The organism is Hyphomicrobium sp., from assembly GCF_009026145.1.
Taxonomy (GTDB): domain Bacteria; phylum Pseudomonadota; class Alphaproteobacteria; order Rhizobiales; family Hyphomicrobiaceae; genus Hyphomicrobium_A.
This window is the reverse complement of the sequence record NZ_WBUE01000022.1, coordinates 62,526-77,044: the sequence shown is the minus strand read 5'-3', so window position 1 is coordinate 77,044 and position 14,519 is coordinate 62,526. Positions and strand designations below refer to the sequence as shown.

At 63.1% G+C, this 14,519-nt stretch carries 19 protein-coding genes; 18 read left to right on the top strand and 1 reads right to left on the bottom strand.

Annotated features, from left to right (window positions below; all coding sequences use genetic code 11):
- Positions 1–227: 227 nt before the first annotated feature.
- The 18 genes from gvpA to F9K20_RS15755 all read left to right on the top strand — a co-directional run bounded on the left by gvpA (position 228) and on the right by F9K20_RS15755 (position 12,915).
- Positions 228–437, top strand: coding sequence for a gas vesicle structural protein GvpA (gene gvpA / locus F9K20_RS15840; RefSeq protein ID WP_291003874.1), 210 nt, complete (start codon positions 228–230; stop codon positions 435–437).
- Between the two features lie 182 nt (positions 438–619).
- Positions 620–1,249, top strand: coding sequence for a hypothetical protein (locus F9K20_RS15835; protein WP_291003872.1), 630 nt, complete (start codon positions 620–622; stop codon positions 1,247–1,249).
- Positions 1,250–1,448: 199 nt separating this feature from the next.
- A complete protein-coding gene (locus F9K20_RS15830) occupies positions 1,449–2,120 on the top strand; it encodes a hypothetical protein (RefSeq protein ID WP_291003869.1) in 672 nt (223 codons plus the stop codon).
- Positions 2,121–2,134: 14 nt separating this feature from the next.
- Positions 2,135–3,235 carry a gas vesicle protein GvpN gene (gvpN, locus tag F9K20_RS15825; protein WP_291003866.1) on the top strand — a complete coding sequence of 367 codons (1,101 nt, stop codon included), beginning with the start codon at positions 2,135–2,137 and terminating at the stop codon, positions 3,233–3,235.
- Positions 3,210–3,545 carry a hypothetical protein gene (locus tag F9K20_RS15820; RefSeq protein WP_291003864.1) on the top strand — a complete coding sequence of 112 codons (336 nt, stop codon included), beginning with the start codon at positions 3,210–3,212 and terminating at the stop codon, positions 3,543–3,545. The genes gvpN and F9K20_RS15820 overlap by 26 nt, the downstream gene beginning before the upstream one ends.
- Before the next feature lie 41 nt (positions 3,546–3,586).
- Positions 3,587–4,126: an Hsp20/alpha crystallin family protein gene (locus F9K20_RS15815; RefSeq protein WP_291003861.1), complete on the top strand. Its 540-nt coding sequence runs from the start codon at positions 3,587–3,589 to the stop codon at positions 4,124–4,126.
- Between the two features lie 3 nt (positions 4,127–4,129).
- On the top strand, positions 4,130–5,218 hold the full coding sequence (locus tag F9K20_RS15810) for a hypothetical protein (RefSeq protein ID WP_291003858.1): 1,089 nt from the start codon (positions 4,130–4,132) through the stop codon (positions 5,216–5,218).
- Positions 5,215–6,012: a GvpL/GvpF family gas vesicle protein gene (locus F9K20_RS15805; RefSeq protein ID WP_291003855.1), complete on the top strand. Its 798-nt coding sequence runs from the start codon at positions 5,215–5,217 to the stop codon at positions 6,010–6,012. Before F9K20_RS15810 ends, F9K20_RS15805 begins: the two co-directional genes overlap by 4 nt.
- Positions 6,013–6,067: 55 nt before the next feature.
- Positions 6,068–6,316, top strand: a complete 249-nt coding sequence (locus F9K20_RS15800) for a gas vesicle protein GvpG (RefSeq protein WP_291003852.1) — start codon at positions 6,068–6,070, stop codon at positions 6,314–6,316.
- A 3-nt stretch (positions 6,317–6,319) separates the two neighbouring features.
- Positions 6,320–6,748 carry a gas vesicle protein GvpO gene (gene gvpO, locus F9K20_RS15795; RefSeq protein WP_291003848.1) on the top strand — a complete coding sequence of 143 codons (429 nt, stop codon included), beginning with the start codon at positions 6,320–6,322 and terminating at the stop codon, positions 6,746–6,748.
- A 14-nt stretch (positions 6,749–6,762) separates the two neighbouring features.
- On the top strand, positions 6,763–7,038 hold the full coding sequence (locus tag F9K20_RS15790) for a hypothetical protein (protein ID WP_291003846.1): 276 nt from the start codon (positions 6,763–6,765) through the stop codon (positions 7,036–7,038).
- A 33-nt stretch (positions 7,039–7,071) separates the two neighbouring features.
- Positions 7,072–7,428: a gas vesicle protein gene (locus F9K20_RS15785; RefSeq protein WP_291003843.1), complete on the top strand. Its 357-nt coding sequence runs from the start codon at positions 7,072–7,074 to the stop codon at positions 7,426–7,428.
- 69 nt (positions 7,429–7,497) lie between these two features.
- The gene (locus F9K20_RS15780; protein ID WP_291003840.1) at positions 7,498–9,642 is read left to right on the top strand and encodes a CDC48 family AAA ATPase; all 2,145 of its coding nucleotides are present in this window, start codon (positions 7,498–7,500) and stop codon (positions 9,640–9,642) included.
- Entirely contained in the window at positions 9,639–10,712 is a 1,074-nt protein-coding gene (locus F9K20_RS15775) for a GvpL/GvpF family gas vesicle protein (RefSeq protein WP_291003837.1), read from the top strand. Before F9K20_RS15780 ends, F9K20_RS15775 begins: the two co-directional genes overlap by 4 nt.
- On the top strand, positions 10,709–11,581 hold the full coding sequence (locus tag F9K20_RS15770) for a GvpL/GvpF family gas vesicle protein (protein WP_291003834.1): 873 nt from the start codon (positions 10,709–10,711) through the stop codon (positions 11,579–11,581). Before F9K20_RS15775 ends, F9K20_RS15770 begins: the two co-directional genes overlap by 4 nt.
- Before the next feature lie 13 nt (positions 11,582–11,594).
- Positions 11,595–11,783, top strand: a complete 189-nt coding sequence (locus tag F9K20_RS15765; protein ID WP_291003829.1) for a gas vesicle protein — start codon at positions 11,595–11,597, stop codon at positions 11,781–11,783.
- Entirely contained in the window at positions 11,780–12,526 is a 747-nt protein-coding gene (locus F9K20_RS15760; protein ID WP_291003826.1) for a GvpL/GvpF family gas vesicle protein, read from the top strand. Before F9K20_RS15765 ends, F9K20_RS15760 begins: the two co-directional genes overlap by 4 nt.
- A complete protein-coding gene (locus tag F9K20_RS15755) occupies positions 12,523–12,915 on the top strand; it encodes a gas vesicle protein K (RefSeq protein WP_291003823.1) in 393 nt (130 codons plus the stop codon). Before F9K20_RS15760 ends, F9K20_RS15755 begins: the two co-directional genes overlap by 4 nt.
- Positions 12,916–12,939: 24 nt before the next feature.
- On the opposite strand, the gene F9K20_RS15750 is transcribed toward F9K20_RS15755, so the two are convergent.
- Positions 12,940–14,481 carry a Fic family protein gene (locus tag F9K20_RS15750; protein ID WP_291003820.1) on the bottom strand — a complete coding sequence of 514 codons (1,542 nt, stop codon included), beginning with the start codon at positions 14,479–14,481 and terminating at the stop codon, positions 12,940–12,942.
- Positions 14,482–14,519: the final 38 nt, after the last annotated feature.

The window sequence follows — 14,519 nt, the reverse complement described above, 5'->3', positions numbered from 1 at the left end:
CGAATGGCGCTTCAACCACCGCTTCGATCTCGCCGCCATGATCCCCGCCCTCGGCTGCGCCGCCCTCGCCACCCGGCCACAGCCCTACTGGTGGCTCAAGATGGCGGACTATGGTGCGTAATCAGGAAACCCCAAGCTCGCTGGGTGTTCGACCCAGCTTATGGCCCCGGCGCGCATGTGCTTTCATCATGCATTGTAGCAACCGCACGCAATCTGAGGAGAAAGCAATGGCAGTTGAAAAAACCATCGCGTCGACAAGTCTCGCTGAAGTGGTCGATCGCATCCTCGATAAGGGCGTCGTTATCGATGCCTGGGCCCGCGTCTCGCTGGTCGGAATTGAGCTGCTTGCGATCGAGGCCCGCGTCGTCGTGGCCGGCGTCGACACCTATCTGAAGTACGCTGAGGCCATCGGTCTTACGGCGGCTCAGACTGCTTGAACGTCGAGCAACCAGCGTTCCTCCTAGCTGGTATCGGATCCGGTATGGGATTGTATCGGATCTGAAACTGGAGCGGGGAGACGGCAGCAATCGATGAGATCTGAGGTCGCCTCGCTCCCTGTTCGGTTGGTTCATCTACCTCGCGCCGCAAACTTGCAACGACGTAAACTTGCAACGAGCAGATGGGCCGCAAAAGAGATGGTGTCGCGATGTCCCAGTCAAATGATATGGACCGGCTGACGAAGGAGCTTCGACAAGCGGGCAAGTTCCGCATGGCCGCCATCAAGGAGATGCGGCGGGCCGCGAAGTCCACACTGGAGGCTTGTGCGACGATGCGCGGGGAAATGGCCCGTGACTATCGCGCACAGACTCAAAAGTTCCTCGCATCTCTGGCCAAGGATGTCGCCGCTCACCGGCGCGCTACGGCCAGTCAAATTGAACGTACGCAAAAGTTCCTCGCCTCCCAGTTCAAGGACGTTGCAGCGGATCGGCGAGGCACGGCCAATCAAATTGCGCGCTGCAAAAGCAGCCGCCGCAAGGCTGCCGGCCCTATGCGGGCCGGACTGCAAAATCAGGTCGATGCCATCAGGAAGCGGGCGGAGGAGCTCCGTGCCGCCGCTGCGCTGGCCGTAACAAACTTCGCGAGCGCGAATGAAAAGATGGCCAAGCGGCAACGGGCTTCACTTGCTTCCGATCGTCGGAAATTGCGTACGCACATGGCCGGCTTTCTCGGGGCGATCCATGCAGACCAGATGAAAGCCCACAACATCTGGAAGTCATTCGGGCTCAATGGCGGCGCCATGGGCAAATGAGTCCCCCAACTTGGGCGCGTGCGCGAAACGAGAGTGATATGCGGCACAATATGATCTGCTAGATGCGCCGCTAGACGGGCCGCTAGCGCAGACGGCAGGGCGGAAGAAAAGCAGTGAAGAAACAATGCAGCTCAACATTTGCAAGATCAGATCTGCGGGGCGCACGAGCGGCAGCATAGAAATAACGCTGCCGCCCGCGTTGCAGGCCTTCACCGGGGTCAGCTGCCGCGTGGTGGTACGCGACGGCCTGCAGCCGGAAATCGTTCTGCAGCCCGATCTCGCCGACGCTCGATTGCTGCTCAAGACTCTGTGGCAGCGGCTATCAATCGCTTTGGGCGCAGGCGAACCGGTCAGTGAGTTCAAACCGAGCGCGTTCATGTTTGTTCTGTTGCCACCACGGCATTGGCAGAGGGGCCAGCCGCTCGCCTATGCCGATATCGTGCGCTTGACGCGAAACGGTGAGGATAAGACGGCCGGCGACCCCGAGGCGCTCGCCCGCATAGTGTCGGTGCTGGCCGCAGCCGTTGGCAGGTCGCTGGGACTGCACCCGGGCTTCGCCTTCGCCTTCGGTGACGCGGTGGCCTATGCGGTCACGCAAGTAGCTGCCGGCTTCAGCAGCGATTTCGAGCGAAGCATGACGGCCGGTCTCTGCCGCCAAGCGCAGCTCAGCGGGCGACCGCCGGGTTCACCCCTCGATGAAGAATTCTGGCACGAATGTGAGCCCGCTCTGAGGCGCATCTTTGAGCAGTTTCGCGCCTGGCAGAGCAAACCCAGCCAATACGAGTTGGCTCGCCAGCAATGGTATCGCGCCTTCCAGTGCGAAAGCGTTCCAGGATGTGCGGAGCCGCGCGCGGCCACCCACGCGCCGTGATGGAGAAAGACCCAATGATGCCGACTGCTTTGCGTTCAGAAAGCCACCTCGCAGGAACAACGATCGCCGTGCGACCGAGTACGAATTTCGTGAAGACGCCGGCGATTCAGAACCTGGCAAATCGCTCATTGGGCTACCTGCGAGAGGGATTTCCCGTGCACTTCCGCGGGCCGGCCGGCTCCGGCAAGACAACGCTGGCCTTTCATGTGGCGGCGCAGCTCGGCCGCCCCGTGGTATTCCTGATCGGCGACGAAGAGATGACGACCTCCAATCTGGTGGGTGGCCAGTACGGATACCAGTACCGCAAGGTCGTCGATCGCTACGTCCATACGGTCTTGAAGTACGAGGAGGGTGCCACGCGCAGCTGGTCCGATCATCGTCTGACCACCGCCTGCCGGGAGGGTTGCACGCTGGTCTACGATGAATTCACCCGCTCGCGAGCCGAAGCCAACAACGTGCTGCTCGGCGTTCTGGAGGAGCGGATCCTAGTCCTGCCGGTGCCCAATCAGAATGAGAGCTACATCAAGGTCCATCCCGAGTTCCGGGCGATCTTCACGAGCAATCCGCAGGAGTACTCCGGAGTGCACGATGCCCAGGACGCGTTGAGCGACCGCATGATCATGTTGGATGTCGACTATTTCGACCGCGACACCGAGCTCGCCATCGCCGCCTCCCGCTCCCGCCTGTCCGAATCCAGTGTGGCGCCAATCGTCGATCTGGTGCGCGGCTACCGGGCATCGGGCGAGTATGATCAGGCCCCGACGCTGCGGACCAGCATCATGATCGCCCGCATGGTTTCCGCTCAGAAGCTGCGCACGTCCACGGCCGAGCCGCGTTTCGTGCAGATCTGCATGGACCTGCTCGGCCCACGGACCGCATTCAGCAGCCGGTCCGCGGACCAGCGCCAACAGCAATCCAAGATGCTGATGAGCCTCATCGCCCACCATTGCTCGGGGCGAGAGGCCGGCGATGAAGGTACGGCTGAGCGGTTGGGACCAGAGGCGGAGCCGGCGGCAGCGATGAACCAACAGTCCGGTTCGCATGTCCGGATCAACCGTATGCAGGCCAAGGAGGCGAGGAGGCGCGGCGATGGCACACGTCAAGGGACTTCATGAGGCGCGCGGACTTCCCGTCGGCAACCTCGCGCCACCCAAAGATCAACACAACGGCAAGCTCACGGCCAAGCTCGCGCGCCTCGACCATCATCGGGGGTTGCTCGAACGCCAACTCGCAGTGTGGACGGAAAAGCAGAGACTGACCAGGAGCCGCTTGATCCTTCTCGAAAAGGAGATAGCCGAACTCGAGCGGCTGATCCGCCAGTCCCGCGAAGCGGATCGTGGAGTCAATCGGCGCAAACGCGCGCGCAAAACCGATCGAGGATACGGCGGCACGGTGCCACGGCTCGACTTCAGTGTCGAATACTGAGACGGCAACGATCCAACGAAAGCAAATACCGGAGGTCGGTCATGCAAGTGCGAAAAGGTCAACAACGCAAACACGCCGCGGAGGCTGAGGAACACGCTACGGTCGAAATCGGCTTCGGCTCATTGTTCAAGGGGCTTGGAGACTTCGTCGGCGTGCTCGGTAAACTCGTCGAGGTCGGCGAGCAGCAAGTCAGCCGAACCGGCGAGTTCAAGGTCAAGGGCCTCGGTGAAAAGGCGCACGGCATCTACGGCGTGAGCGTGCGGGTTGGTCTCGGCGGCGAGCCGCACATCGAGCACTTCGGCAACATCCGCACCACCAAGGAAGGGCCGGAGGTTGTCGATGTGCGCGAGCCGCTGATCGATGTTTTCGACGAAGAGAATGAGATTGTTGTCGCCGCCGAGCTTCCGGGCGTGACGGAAGATGCACTCCACATCGATGTTCGTGGTGACGTCCTGGCGCTCAGTTCGTCTGGTCAGCGTCGCTATGCCAAGGAGATCCTGCTGCCGAGCGCGGTCGATCCGGCCTCGATGCGGCGATCGTTCAAGAACGGCCTGTTGGAGCTGCGGATGAAGAAGTCCTGAGCCATGTCCAATGCGATCGAGCATTTCTCCCGCACGCGCGTCGACGATACGACGCTGCAAGTGATGGCCGATACGCGGCAGGGTCTTGCTCGCTTGATCGAGGAGGAGCAGCAGGTCATCCGACACTATGCTCGGCTGGGCAACTGGCCACACAAGCGGGTCAACATGTTTGTGCTCGAGAACCTGATGCCGCTGGTTTCGCAAATCAAGCGAGCCACCTCATTATCCTCGGTTGTCGCCGACGACGTCGACCGCCGCCCCATGGTCAACGTCTACGATGCGGCCGACCTGTCCGAATGTGCCGTATTCGTGAACCGCGGGGTGCTGGAGCAGGACGGCACTTGGCGCGACGAGGTTGCCCTGCGCGCGCTGCTGGCGCATGAGCACGGACATCCTCTAGCCGAGAACGAGACGGTTCACGCCGCTCGCGAACTCGTCATGGAGGTGACGGAGGATAGCGGCATGCCAAAGGTGGCGGTCGATATTCTTCGCCTGCTGGCCGATCAGGTATGCCTCCATGCTCCGCAGGAGGTGTTCGCCAACGAGATTGCCATACGGGCCGGTTTCGGCAACGCGCTGTTTCACCTCAACAGCGACGCCTTCGAGACAGCTCGCTTGGGTGTGAGAAAGCGGCCGTCGTTGGTGCAAAGCCTCGACAAGCAGGTTGCCGACGGAAAGCTGGGCGCCGATCAGGCGGCCGCGCTTTTGTTGGTCGGAGATCTGCAAGCGCACCTAGGATTTGCGCTCGAGACCGCGGCCTTCCTGCGCGCCGGGCAACCGCGCCATGCCAAGGATCTCGAGGGCGCATTGAACGATGGCGTGTGGGGGCATCTCGATCCGGCAGTCAAACGCCTCTACGAAAAGCTCCGCGACCATTATCGGCGCCTCAAGGTCAATCTCACGCCGGCGGAGACCAAGGCCTGGGCCAGCCAGGCAGTGGCGTTTCTCGGCGATGTGCTGCGGGAAAAGAATCTGCCAGTTCGGTTCAATGTGGTCCGAACACGCGCCGGGCCGAAGCGGTCGCGGCGGCCGAAATCGGAGCCGGCAACCGGGTGCGACAGCGTCCTCGATCCCAAGGGAGGCTCGCCATGAGGCTGCTAGATGCCCGCTCGCCCAAAGTCCACACGGAAAGCGACGTCACTCAATACCTGTATTGTGTCCTGCGTTGTCGGGAGCCGCGCACGTTCGACACGCTGGGAATAGGCGAACGGGGCGACATCGTTCACACCATCAACGTCGGCGACTTGGCAGTGGCCGCGAGCAATTCTCCACTGCCGCGCTACGACAATACGCGCCGGAACATGATGGCGCATATGCGGGTCCTGGACGAAGTGATGACCGAGTACACCGTGCTGCCCATTCGCTTCGACTGCGTGGCGCCCAGTCCCAAGACGGTCCGCGAACAGCTGTTGAAGGCTCGGCACAAGGAGCTGAGCGCGCTGCTCGACCAAATGGAGGGCCGGATCGAGATGGGCCTCAAGGCGTTCTGGTACGAGGACATCGTCTTCCAGGAAATCGTGCAAAAGAACCCGACAATCCGGCGCATGCGCGATGGACTAGCGGGGCGCTCGCTCGAGGAGACCTACTATGACCGTATTCGCCTCGGCGAGCTCGTCGAAGCGGAGCTGAAGGCGCGGCGCGGTCGTGATGCGGAGACCATTCTTGAACGGCTACGCCCGCTCGCCGAGAAGACACAGGTCAACCCCACGATCGCGGACCATATGGTTTTGAACGCCGCGCTCTTGATCGCACGGACGCGGGAGCAGGAATTCAATGCCGCCGTGCGCTCGCTCGACAGCGACATCGGCGGTCGACTGCTCATAAAGAGCGTCGGCCCCGTGGCGCCCTACAACTTCGTCAACGTCAGCATGCGGTGGGCAACGTGACGGTCCTCGCCCGCCACAGGCGGCCGGCGAACGACAACTGGCTGTGAGGCATACAATGTCGGTTCTTGGCTCGATCGTGACGGCGCCGGTCCTGGGTCCGTTCAAGGGCCTGATGTGGCTCGTCGAGACGCTTGCCGCGCATGCCGAGAGCGAGCTCTACGATGAGAACAACATCCGCAAGGAATTGGCGGCGCTCGAGCAGCGCTACGACCTCGGCAGGATCACCACCGAAGAATTCGAGCAAACCGAGGCGGCACTGCTGGAGCGCTTGAACGAGGCGCGAAGGATGAAGGAAGGAAGCTAGACCATGTCCCAAAGTGCTGCGCGCACCACAAAAGGGCACGGGCCAGAGGCGCAAGTGGCTCAATCGAATCCGGCCGGTCCACCGAGCACCGACCAGATGGCTGAACAGCTAAGGGCAAAGCATTCGCACATGGTTGCCGGCGACCCCGCACCGGTTCCGGCTACCGCCAAACCAATGAGGGCCGCAGAGGTCGTCGTGCAAGCCATGAAAGAGCTCGCGCACATCAGCGGACTTCAAGCTGATCACGTCTCTTCCGTGGCGTGTGAGCCGGACGGTTGGCACGTCACGGTCGACCTGATCGAGCTCAAGCGCATTCCGGCTTCAACCGATGTCATCGCGGCCTATGACGCCGTGTTCGCGCCTGATGGCTCCCTGCTGAGCTACCACCGCCGGCGGCGCTATTTCCGTGACCAGATGACGGAGGACCAATGAGCAGGGAGCGATCCATGACCCAGATGGCAACACAGATCCAGTGCCCCACCGGCCTCTTCGGTCAGCAGGAAGCCAAGATCGAGATGCTGACCAAATCCATTAACGCGGCGCGGATCGGGTCGGAAAAGTTGGCCTTCGTGCACGACCTCATCGACGAGGTGAACGTGCTGATGGCGTGTGCGAGCTATGACCAGGCCAATCCTAACTGCTGTCTCTGTCACGGCTTCTCGGAGCTGCGCCTGCAGACTGCGGACGTGATCGCCATGGTTGGTGCACTCGGCGGCAGGTAGCGATTGCAGGGCTAATCAGAGGTCGACCTCGACATGGAACATTCGCTGCAGACCACCAACCTCGCCGACATCCTCGAGCGGGTTCTCGACAAGGGCATCGTGATCGCCGGCGACATCACGATCTCGCTGGTCGAGATCGACCTGCTCAATATCAAGCTGCGTCTGCTCATAGCTTCGGTCGACAAGGCAAAGGAACTCGGCATCAACTGGTGGGAGACGGACCCGAAGCTCACTGCGCGGGCCGATGACCTCGAGCGGGAGAACCGGCAGCTACGACAACGCCTGACGGATCTGGACGCAACGCTGGGGATCGAGCCCCCGCGGCGAGTGGCAAAGCGCAAGCAGGAGCGACGCAGCGTCGCCGGTCCCGCGGCGGCGCGGAGCGGCTGACGCAGACGCGAGATAACGGGCGCCGGGTGCAAGCCGGAGGGGGAGCGGCAGCGGATAAGAAAGTGGAACATGGACAGCGGCCCGCTCAAAGCGACTTATAGGGTTTCGGAGGCACTCCCCAAGGATGTCGGTCGCGGTCTCGCACGGCTGGATCCCAAGGACATGGCCGAGCTTGGTGTCGAGATCGGCGACGTCATCGAGGTCGTTGCCAAGCAGAGTACGGTAGCGCGCGTCATGCCGGCGCATGCCGAGCTGCGCGGGAAGCGCTCCATTCAGATCGATGGCATCTCGCGGGCGAATGCTGGCGCGAGCCTCGGCGAGCAGGTGACGGTCCGCCGCTCCGAGACGAAGAGCGCGCGCAAAATCGTGCTGGCACCGACGGACGCGCCTACGCGGTCCGCACGCGGATTGGAAGGCAGGTATCTGACGCAGCTGCTGGACGGTATTCCGGTGGTTCCCGGCGACCGGGTGCGCGTCAATCCGTTCGGCACCCAGATGCGCAACTTCGTCGTTGCCAAGGCGGCACCCGAAGGTCCTGTGGTCGTCGGCCCCGGCACCGCTATTACCTGCGAGGGCGGTGCGGAGCAGCGCCGCGAAGCCGTCACCTACGAGGATATCGGCGGCCTGCACAAGGAATTGCGCCGAGTCCGCGAGATCATCGAGCTCCCGCTCAAGTACCCGGAGGTCTTCGCGCATCTGGGCATCGAGGCGCCCAAGGGCGTCCTGCTCTATGGCCCCCCGGGAACCGGTAAGACGCTGATCGCGCGGGCGGTGGCTCACGAGTCCAACGTGCATTTCATCCACGTCAACGGTCCAGAAATCATTGACAAATTCTACGGTGCGAGCGAGGCACAACTACGCAAGGTATTCGAGGAGGCAGAGCGGAAAGCCCCCGCCATCATCTTCATCGACGAGATCGATGCCATCGCCGCCAAGCGCGAAGAGATGGGTGGCGAGCGCCAGGTCGAACGCCGCGTGGTGGCCCAGCTCCTCGCGCTGATGGATGGTCTCGAGGCGAGGGGGCAGGTGGTCATCATCGCCGCCACGAACATTCCCGACTCGCTCGACCCTGCGCTCCGGCGCCCCGGACGCTTCGATCGGGAGATCGAGATCGGCATCCCCGACAAGGAAGGGCGGCGGGAGGCCCTCGAAATCCACAGTCGCGGGATGCCGCTCGCCGACGAGGTGGATCTGGAGCGGCTTGCCGCAATAACGCACGGCTTCGTCGGGGCAGACCTGGCCGCCCTGTGCCGGGAGGCCGCCATGAGCGCGCTGCGCCGGCTGATGCCTGACATCGACTTCAAGAAGACGGCGATCCCTTATGACAAGCTGGCTGCGCTCAAGGTCGAATGGGCCGATTTCGAATGCGCCTTGGCTGATGTCGAGCCGTCCGCGCTGCGCGAAGTCGCCACCGAAATTTCGGACGTGCGGTGGGACGACGTGGGCGGGGCAGACGAGATCAAAAAGCTGCTGACTGAGGTCGTGCTCTGGCAACTCAAGTATGACGAGCTATTTCGCCAAGCCGGCGTCCGCGCACCCAAGGGTGTTTTGCTGCACGGCGCGCCAGGCACGGGCAAGACATTGCTGGCCAAGGCGTTGGCCGGTGAGACCGAGGCGAACTTCATTGCCATCAAGGGCCCGCAGCTTCTAAGCCGGTGGGTCGGGGAATCCGAACGCGGCCTGCGGGAGATATTCCGCAAGGCACGCCAAGCCGCTCCCTGCATTATCTTCTTCGATGAGATCGATGCGTTGGCGCCGCGCCGCGGCGGCGGCAGCGACAGTCAGGTGACCGAACGCATGGTCTCGCAACTGCTCACCGAGCTCGACGGTATCGAGGAACTCAAGGGCGTGGTGGTGCTGGCGGCGACAAACCGCCTCGATCGCCTCGATCCGGCCGTTCTGCGCCCGGGGCGCCTGGAATTCCATGTTGAGCTTCCGGCGCCCGATGCAGCGGCGAGGCGGGCAATCCTCAAAGTTCAGACGCGGCGCATGCCGCTCGCTAAGGATATCGACATCCAAGCCCTAGTGAAGAGCACGGAGGGACTGGTCGGCGCAGACCTTGAGGGCCTCTGCCGGCAGGCCGCGCTCTTTGCGATCCGCGAGATGGTCATTCCGGCCAGGGGCGCGGACGCTAGCTTGCACAAGCTGAAGATCACCAAGCGGCACTTCGAGATGGCACTCGCCGAGCGTAATGCAAGCAGGAACCGACCATGAGTCCAATCTATGTCTACGCCATCGTTCCAGCCATGCATCGCCAGACGTTCGACGTTGGGGGTCTATCGGTGGCCGATCCGCAGGTCTGCACGATATGCGGCAACGGCGTTGCAGCTGTCGTCGGCGCCAGTCCTCCTATCGATTTCCGGGCCTTGTCGCGCGAGGAGGCCGTTCGCTATCTGCTCGCCCATCAGCGTGTGGTGGAAGCCGTCATGCGCATCGCGCCGACGCTTCCCGTCAAGTTCGGCACGACTTTGCCCGATGAGGTTGTCGTGGCCAGACTGCTTGAGCGGGGGGGCGCCGTGTTGGCGGCGCGGCTCGCAGAGATCTCACAGCAGGTTCAGGTCGAGCTGATCGTGACGTGGAGTGTGGAGGAAGCGCTCCGCGAGGTCGCGGCGGAGGAGGCCGTTGCTCAGCTAAAAAGCAAGATAGAGGCGCAGGGTTCGGCGGCGACAAACGACTCGCGGATAGCCCTGGGACGATTGGTGAAAGAATCGATCGACTGCAAACGCGAGTCCTATCGGCGCGGCATTTTGGCGGCCTTGCGACCGATCGGGACCGACGTGGCCGAGAACGCCCTTATGGATGACTGTATGGTCGCTAACCTGGCGCTGCTGATACCGGTGGGGGCGAGCGAGCTGTTGGACCAGCGGCTGGCGCAGCTCGACGCGGAATTCAACGAGCGGCTGAATTTCCGCTGCGTGGGGCCCCTGCCGCCCTACAGCTTTGCCACCGTCGAGGTGAGCCTGCCCTCCTTCGATGTCATCGATCAGGCCCGGCGGGCGCTGAACTTAGGCGACAGTGCGAATCTCGCGGACATCAAGACGGCTTATCGCCGGCTGATCCAGCGGATTCACCCAGATCACGGCACCGCTTTGCAGGCCGCTGATGGAGCGCCTGCGCGGCTGACGGATGCCTACAAGACGCTGATAAGCTATGCGACGGCGTTGCCGTCAATGGCTGGCGTGGCAAACGACTGCCGCTTCGACCGCGACGCGGTCGAGGGCGCGATCCTGGTGGCGGTGCGGCGCCAGGAGCTTGCGGCAGCGGGCCTGGAGGGGGCACCATGAGTGCACGTGGACCCGCCCTCGAGGATGCCGGCAAAAGCCTCGTCTACATATACGGCGTGGCACGCGTTCCGCCCGATCGGGAACCCACTGCGCTGCCGGGCGAAGGCATCATCGGCAATGCCCCCGTATGCAGTCTGGTGCAGGGCGACCTGGTCGCCTTCGGAAGCACGGTCCCGGCCAGCCTTTTTGGTGCGCCCGAGCTGCGTGCGGCGCTGGCGGACAAAGAATGGCTGCGCGATCGGGTTCTCGCGCACGAAAAGATCCTCGAGCAGCTCAGGTCGGGCTACACGCTCGTCCCATTCAGGTTCTGCTCGATCTACCGCGACACCGCACAAGTGGCGGATGCTCTCGCGCGGCACCGGGCCGAGCTGGACGCGGCGCTCGATCGCGTGAGCGGCGCCTCCGAGTGGGGGGTCAAGCTCTATTGTGACCCCGAGGTTCTGCGGTGCCGACTGGAGGCTGCATCCGGCGCGATGCGGAGACTGCGCGAGGCAGTCACCACCGCATCACCGGGCACGCAGTTCTTTCTGCAGAAGAAATTCGATCGCGCGCTCGATGCCGAAGTTGCCGCGGCGATCGCCAGATGCGCCGAGCAAAGTCGGCGACGCCTTGACGCCTGTGCGCGCGAGAGCGCAGCGATCCCGGTTCAGCCGCGAGCCGCACACGGTAAATCGGTGGATATGATTCTCAATGCCGCATACCTCGTGGACGAGAAGGCTCTGGACGAATTCCGGTTCGCCCTCGCCCCACTGCAGGACGAGGCGGCCGCCAACGGGTTCAGCTACGAGCTCACGGGGCCTTGGCCTCCCTATCATTTCGTGACAGCCGGACAAGAGGGCATTCAGGATGCAGCACGGTCTGATCGATAGGAATGAGCTCGCCTTGTCCGAGCTTCTGGATCGGGCGCTCAACAAAGGTGTAGTGGTGTGGGGCGATGCCACGATCTCGGTAGCAGGCGTCGATCTGATCTATGTCGGTCTTAAGGTTCTCCTCGCCTCGGTCGACACGGCAGCGCGACTGCGCAGTGACGCATGCGAGAACGCGGCGCCTGAGATGGAGGCTGCTGAATGATGTCGTATGTGTATGCGATCACCGATCGGCCGGACGCAGTATTGCCCGGGGGATCTGGCCTTGCTCAGATTGTCTTTCGCGACATCGGCGCGGTGGTCAGTCCGAGCGCTGGTTCGCATGTGACGGCGACCGCGGAAAAGCTGTGGCAACACGAGCAGGTCGTGGAGTCGCTGATGAGCGCGCGGACTGTCCTGCCCATGCGATTCGGGACACTGCTTGCCTCCTTTGACGAGGTGGAAGATATGCTGCGTCGCGGCTATCCCATGTTCGTCGAGGATATCGCGCGGGTGCGCGATCATGTCGAGGTCGGCATCAGGTTCATGGTGCTCCGCGAACCTCGATCAACGCAGATATCCTTCGCGAGCAGCAGCGCATCGCGGTTGCCGCCCTCGCATGGTCTCGCCCAGTCGGCAACGGCCCCCGGAACAGCCTACCTGCGGGCGAAGTCGATCAAGGAGCACGAGCGCGGCGATCGGCGCCGGCCAGAGCTTGAGCCTGTTCGCAAGACGTACCGGATTCTGGCCGAGTATGCGGCTGCGAGCAAACTGGATGATGACGTCGAAGCGCCCACAGTCTCGGCGGCATTTCTTGTGAACAGGGACGGTCTTCCGTCCTTTCGGCAATTGGTGGCGCGGCTCGCGGATGAACGCCCGGAGCTTGCGCTGCTCTGCACAGGGCCATGGCCCGCGTATTCCTTTGTGAGTGCCCATGTCGGCAAATCGGCGCAAAAGGTTGGCTCATGACCATCAACGTTGACGGTGCCCCGATGGGGGAGGCGAAGGTGCTTCACGCGCCCGAGGACCAGGCCATACTCGACCGGTTTGCGGGTGCGCTGGGAGAAAGGCGCCTGGAGTTGCCGCAGCGCATCGCAACCGACCCGGACAAGGTCGAGCGCGATCTGGCGCGCCTTGTCTTGAGCGTCATCGAGCTGCTGCGCCAGCTCCTTGAGCGGCAGGCCACTCGGCGCGTCGAAAGTGGCGTGCTAGGCCCCGACGAGATCGAGCGGCTGGGACTGACCCTAATGAAGCTCGAATCCCGCATGGGCGAGCTCAAGAGCGCGTTCGGCCTGCAAGGCCAGGAGCTGACCCTCGATCTCGGCCCGCTCCGCGACCTGGTTTCGGACTGCGAGTAGCTGACCGCCGGCAAGCGGAAATCGTCATGACTCAAATCCCTCGAACGCCTGACGGACGATAGTCTCCATCTGCCTGACTTCCTCATCGGTCAGCGCCGTGAATTCGCGCTCGCGACGCTTCTTTGGAAGCGTTCCTTCGTTCTGCCTGATGAAGAGAAGCAGATCAGCGGCCACGCGGTCCGGCATTTCGACGGCATCCATGAGCCGGCGCATCGCCTCGTCGTGGCGGCGCAGGTAGTCGATCTCGTGCGGCAGGTCGTGCTCGACCGTGCGCTGGACGCAGGCATAGAGAAACTCGGCAACCTCCGTTGCATCGAAATAGCGATAGAGATCGGCGGTATCGTTCAGAACCTCGACATTGCGCTCGGGTGTTGGCCGCCACTCGATGAAGTCCATGAGCGGCCCCGAGTGGGCGCGAAGCGCCTTTCCGTATTCGTCGATGCGGTCGAGCATGACCGAGGAGACTGGGAACACCATGCCGGGCGGAGTGAATTTCCGTTCCGCGAGGACGTGATGAATGAGGCACCGGTGAAGGCGTCCATTGCCGTCCTGGAACGGGTGTACGTAGACAAAGCCGAAGGCAGTGGCGGCAGCTTGCAGAACCGGATCGAGGTCTTCGTCGCGCATGCGGGTGTTTGCAGCGAGCAGGTCCGCCATGAGGGATTGCAGGTCATCCGGCCGTGCGCCGATAAACTCTGGCAGAGGGTTTCCTTCCGGATCGCGCCCGCCGAGAAAAACCCCGTCGTGGCGCAGGCCAGGCTGGGTTAGGCGCATGTCTTCGATGAGGACGCCGTGCAGGCGCAGTACTTCCTCGAGATTGAGAGGATACTTGCCGGCCTGAAGAACCGCCCGGCCCCAGCGTTCAAGTCTGTTGCGCGGAGGGCGCTCGCCTTCGATCGCGAAGCTCGCGCGGCTATCGGCGAGGAGCAGGAAGCTGGCTGCGCGCGCTATAACGTGCGCGCCGGTCTTGCCGACGATCTCGCGTGCCCTGTCGGCGAGTCTGCTTTCGGTAAATTGCACCAGCGCGGGAGTGCGCCGGATGACGGGACAGAACTCGCGCGTCCCGAGAAGATTGTTGCGGACGCGGTGGCGGCGGGACAGTCTGGGCTTGCCGGTGAAGTAGGACTTCGGATCAAGCAGGGGGACGGCGGCGACATTGGGCGCATCGGGGATGTCGAGCTGCGTGCCCGTCAGCGTCTCGTACAGGAACCAGAGGCGCCGCGCCGGAATGCCGGTCGGGGCTTCGCGGATGACGGCTTCGATCTCTGCTCTGGGAAGCGCGGCGAAGACGCGCTTGAGCACCAGAAGATCGAGATCCTCGTGCCGCATGGCGAAGGCGAGGTGCTGGCCGGGGCGATCCCCCGGCCAATAGCGTTTATCGTAGACACGCCAACCTTCCTCTTCGCGGCGGCTGCCGCGAACATGCTTTGTGGAGACGGCGCTGGGGCGCCGGACGGGCGCCTGGGCAGAAAGGGCATGCACCAGAGCCGCGAGGCCGGCGAGCCGGGTCTCAGCGGGCACGAGCTTGTCCTGGAACACGTTGGGCGTTGCTAACACAAGCTGCATAGTCGAAAAATCTTCGTAGCGGTCGAAAATGGCCTTAG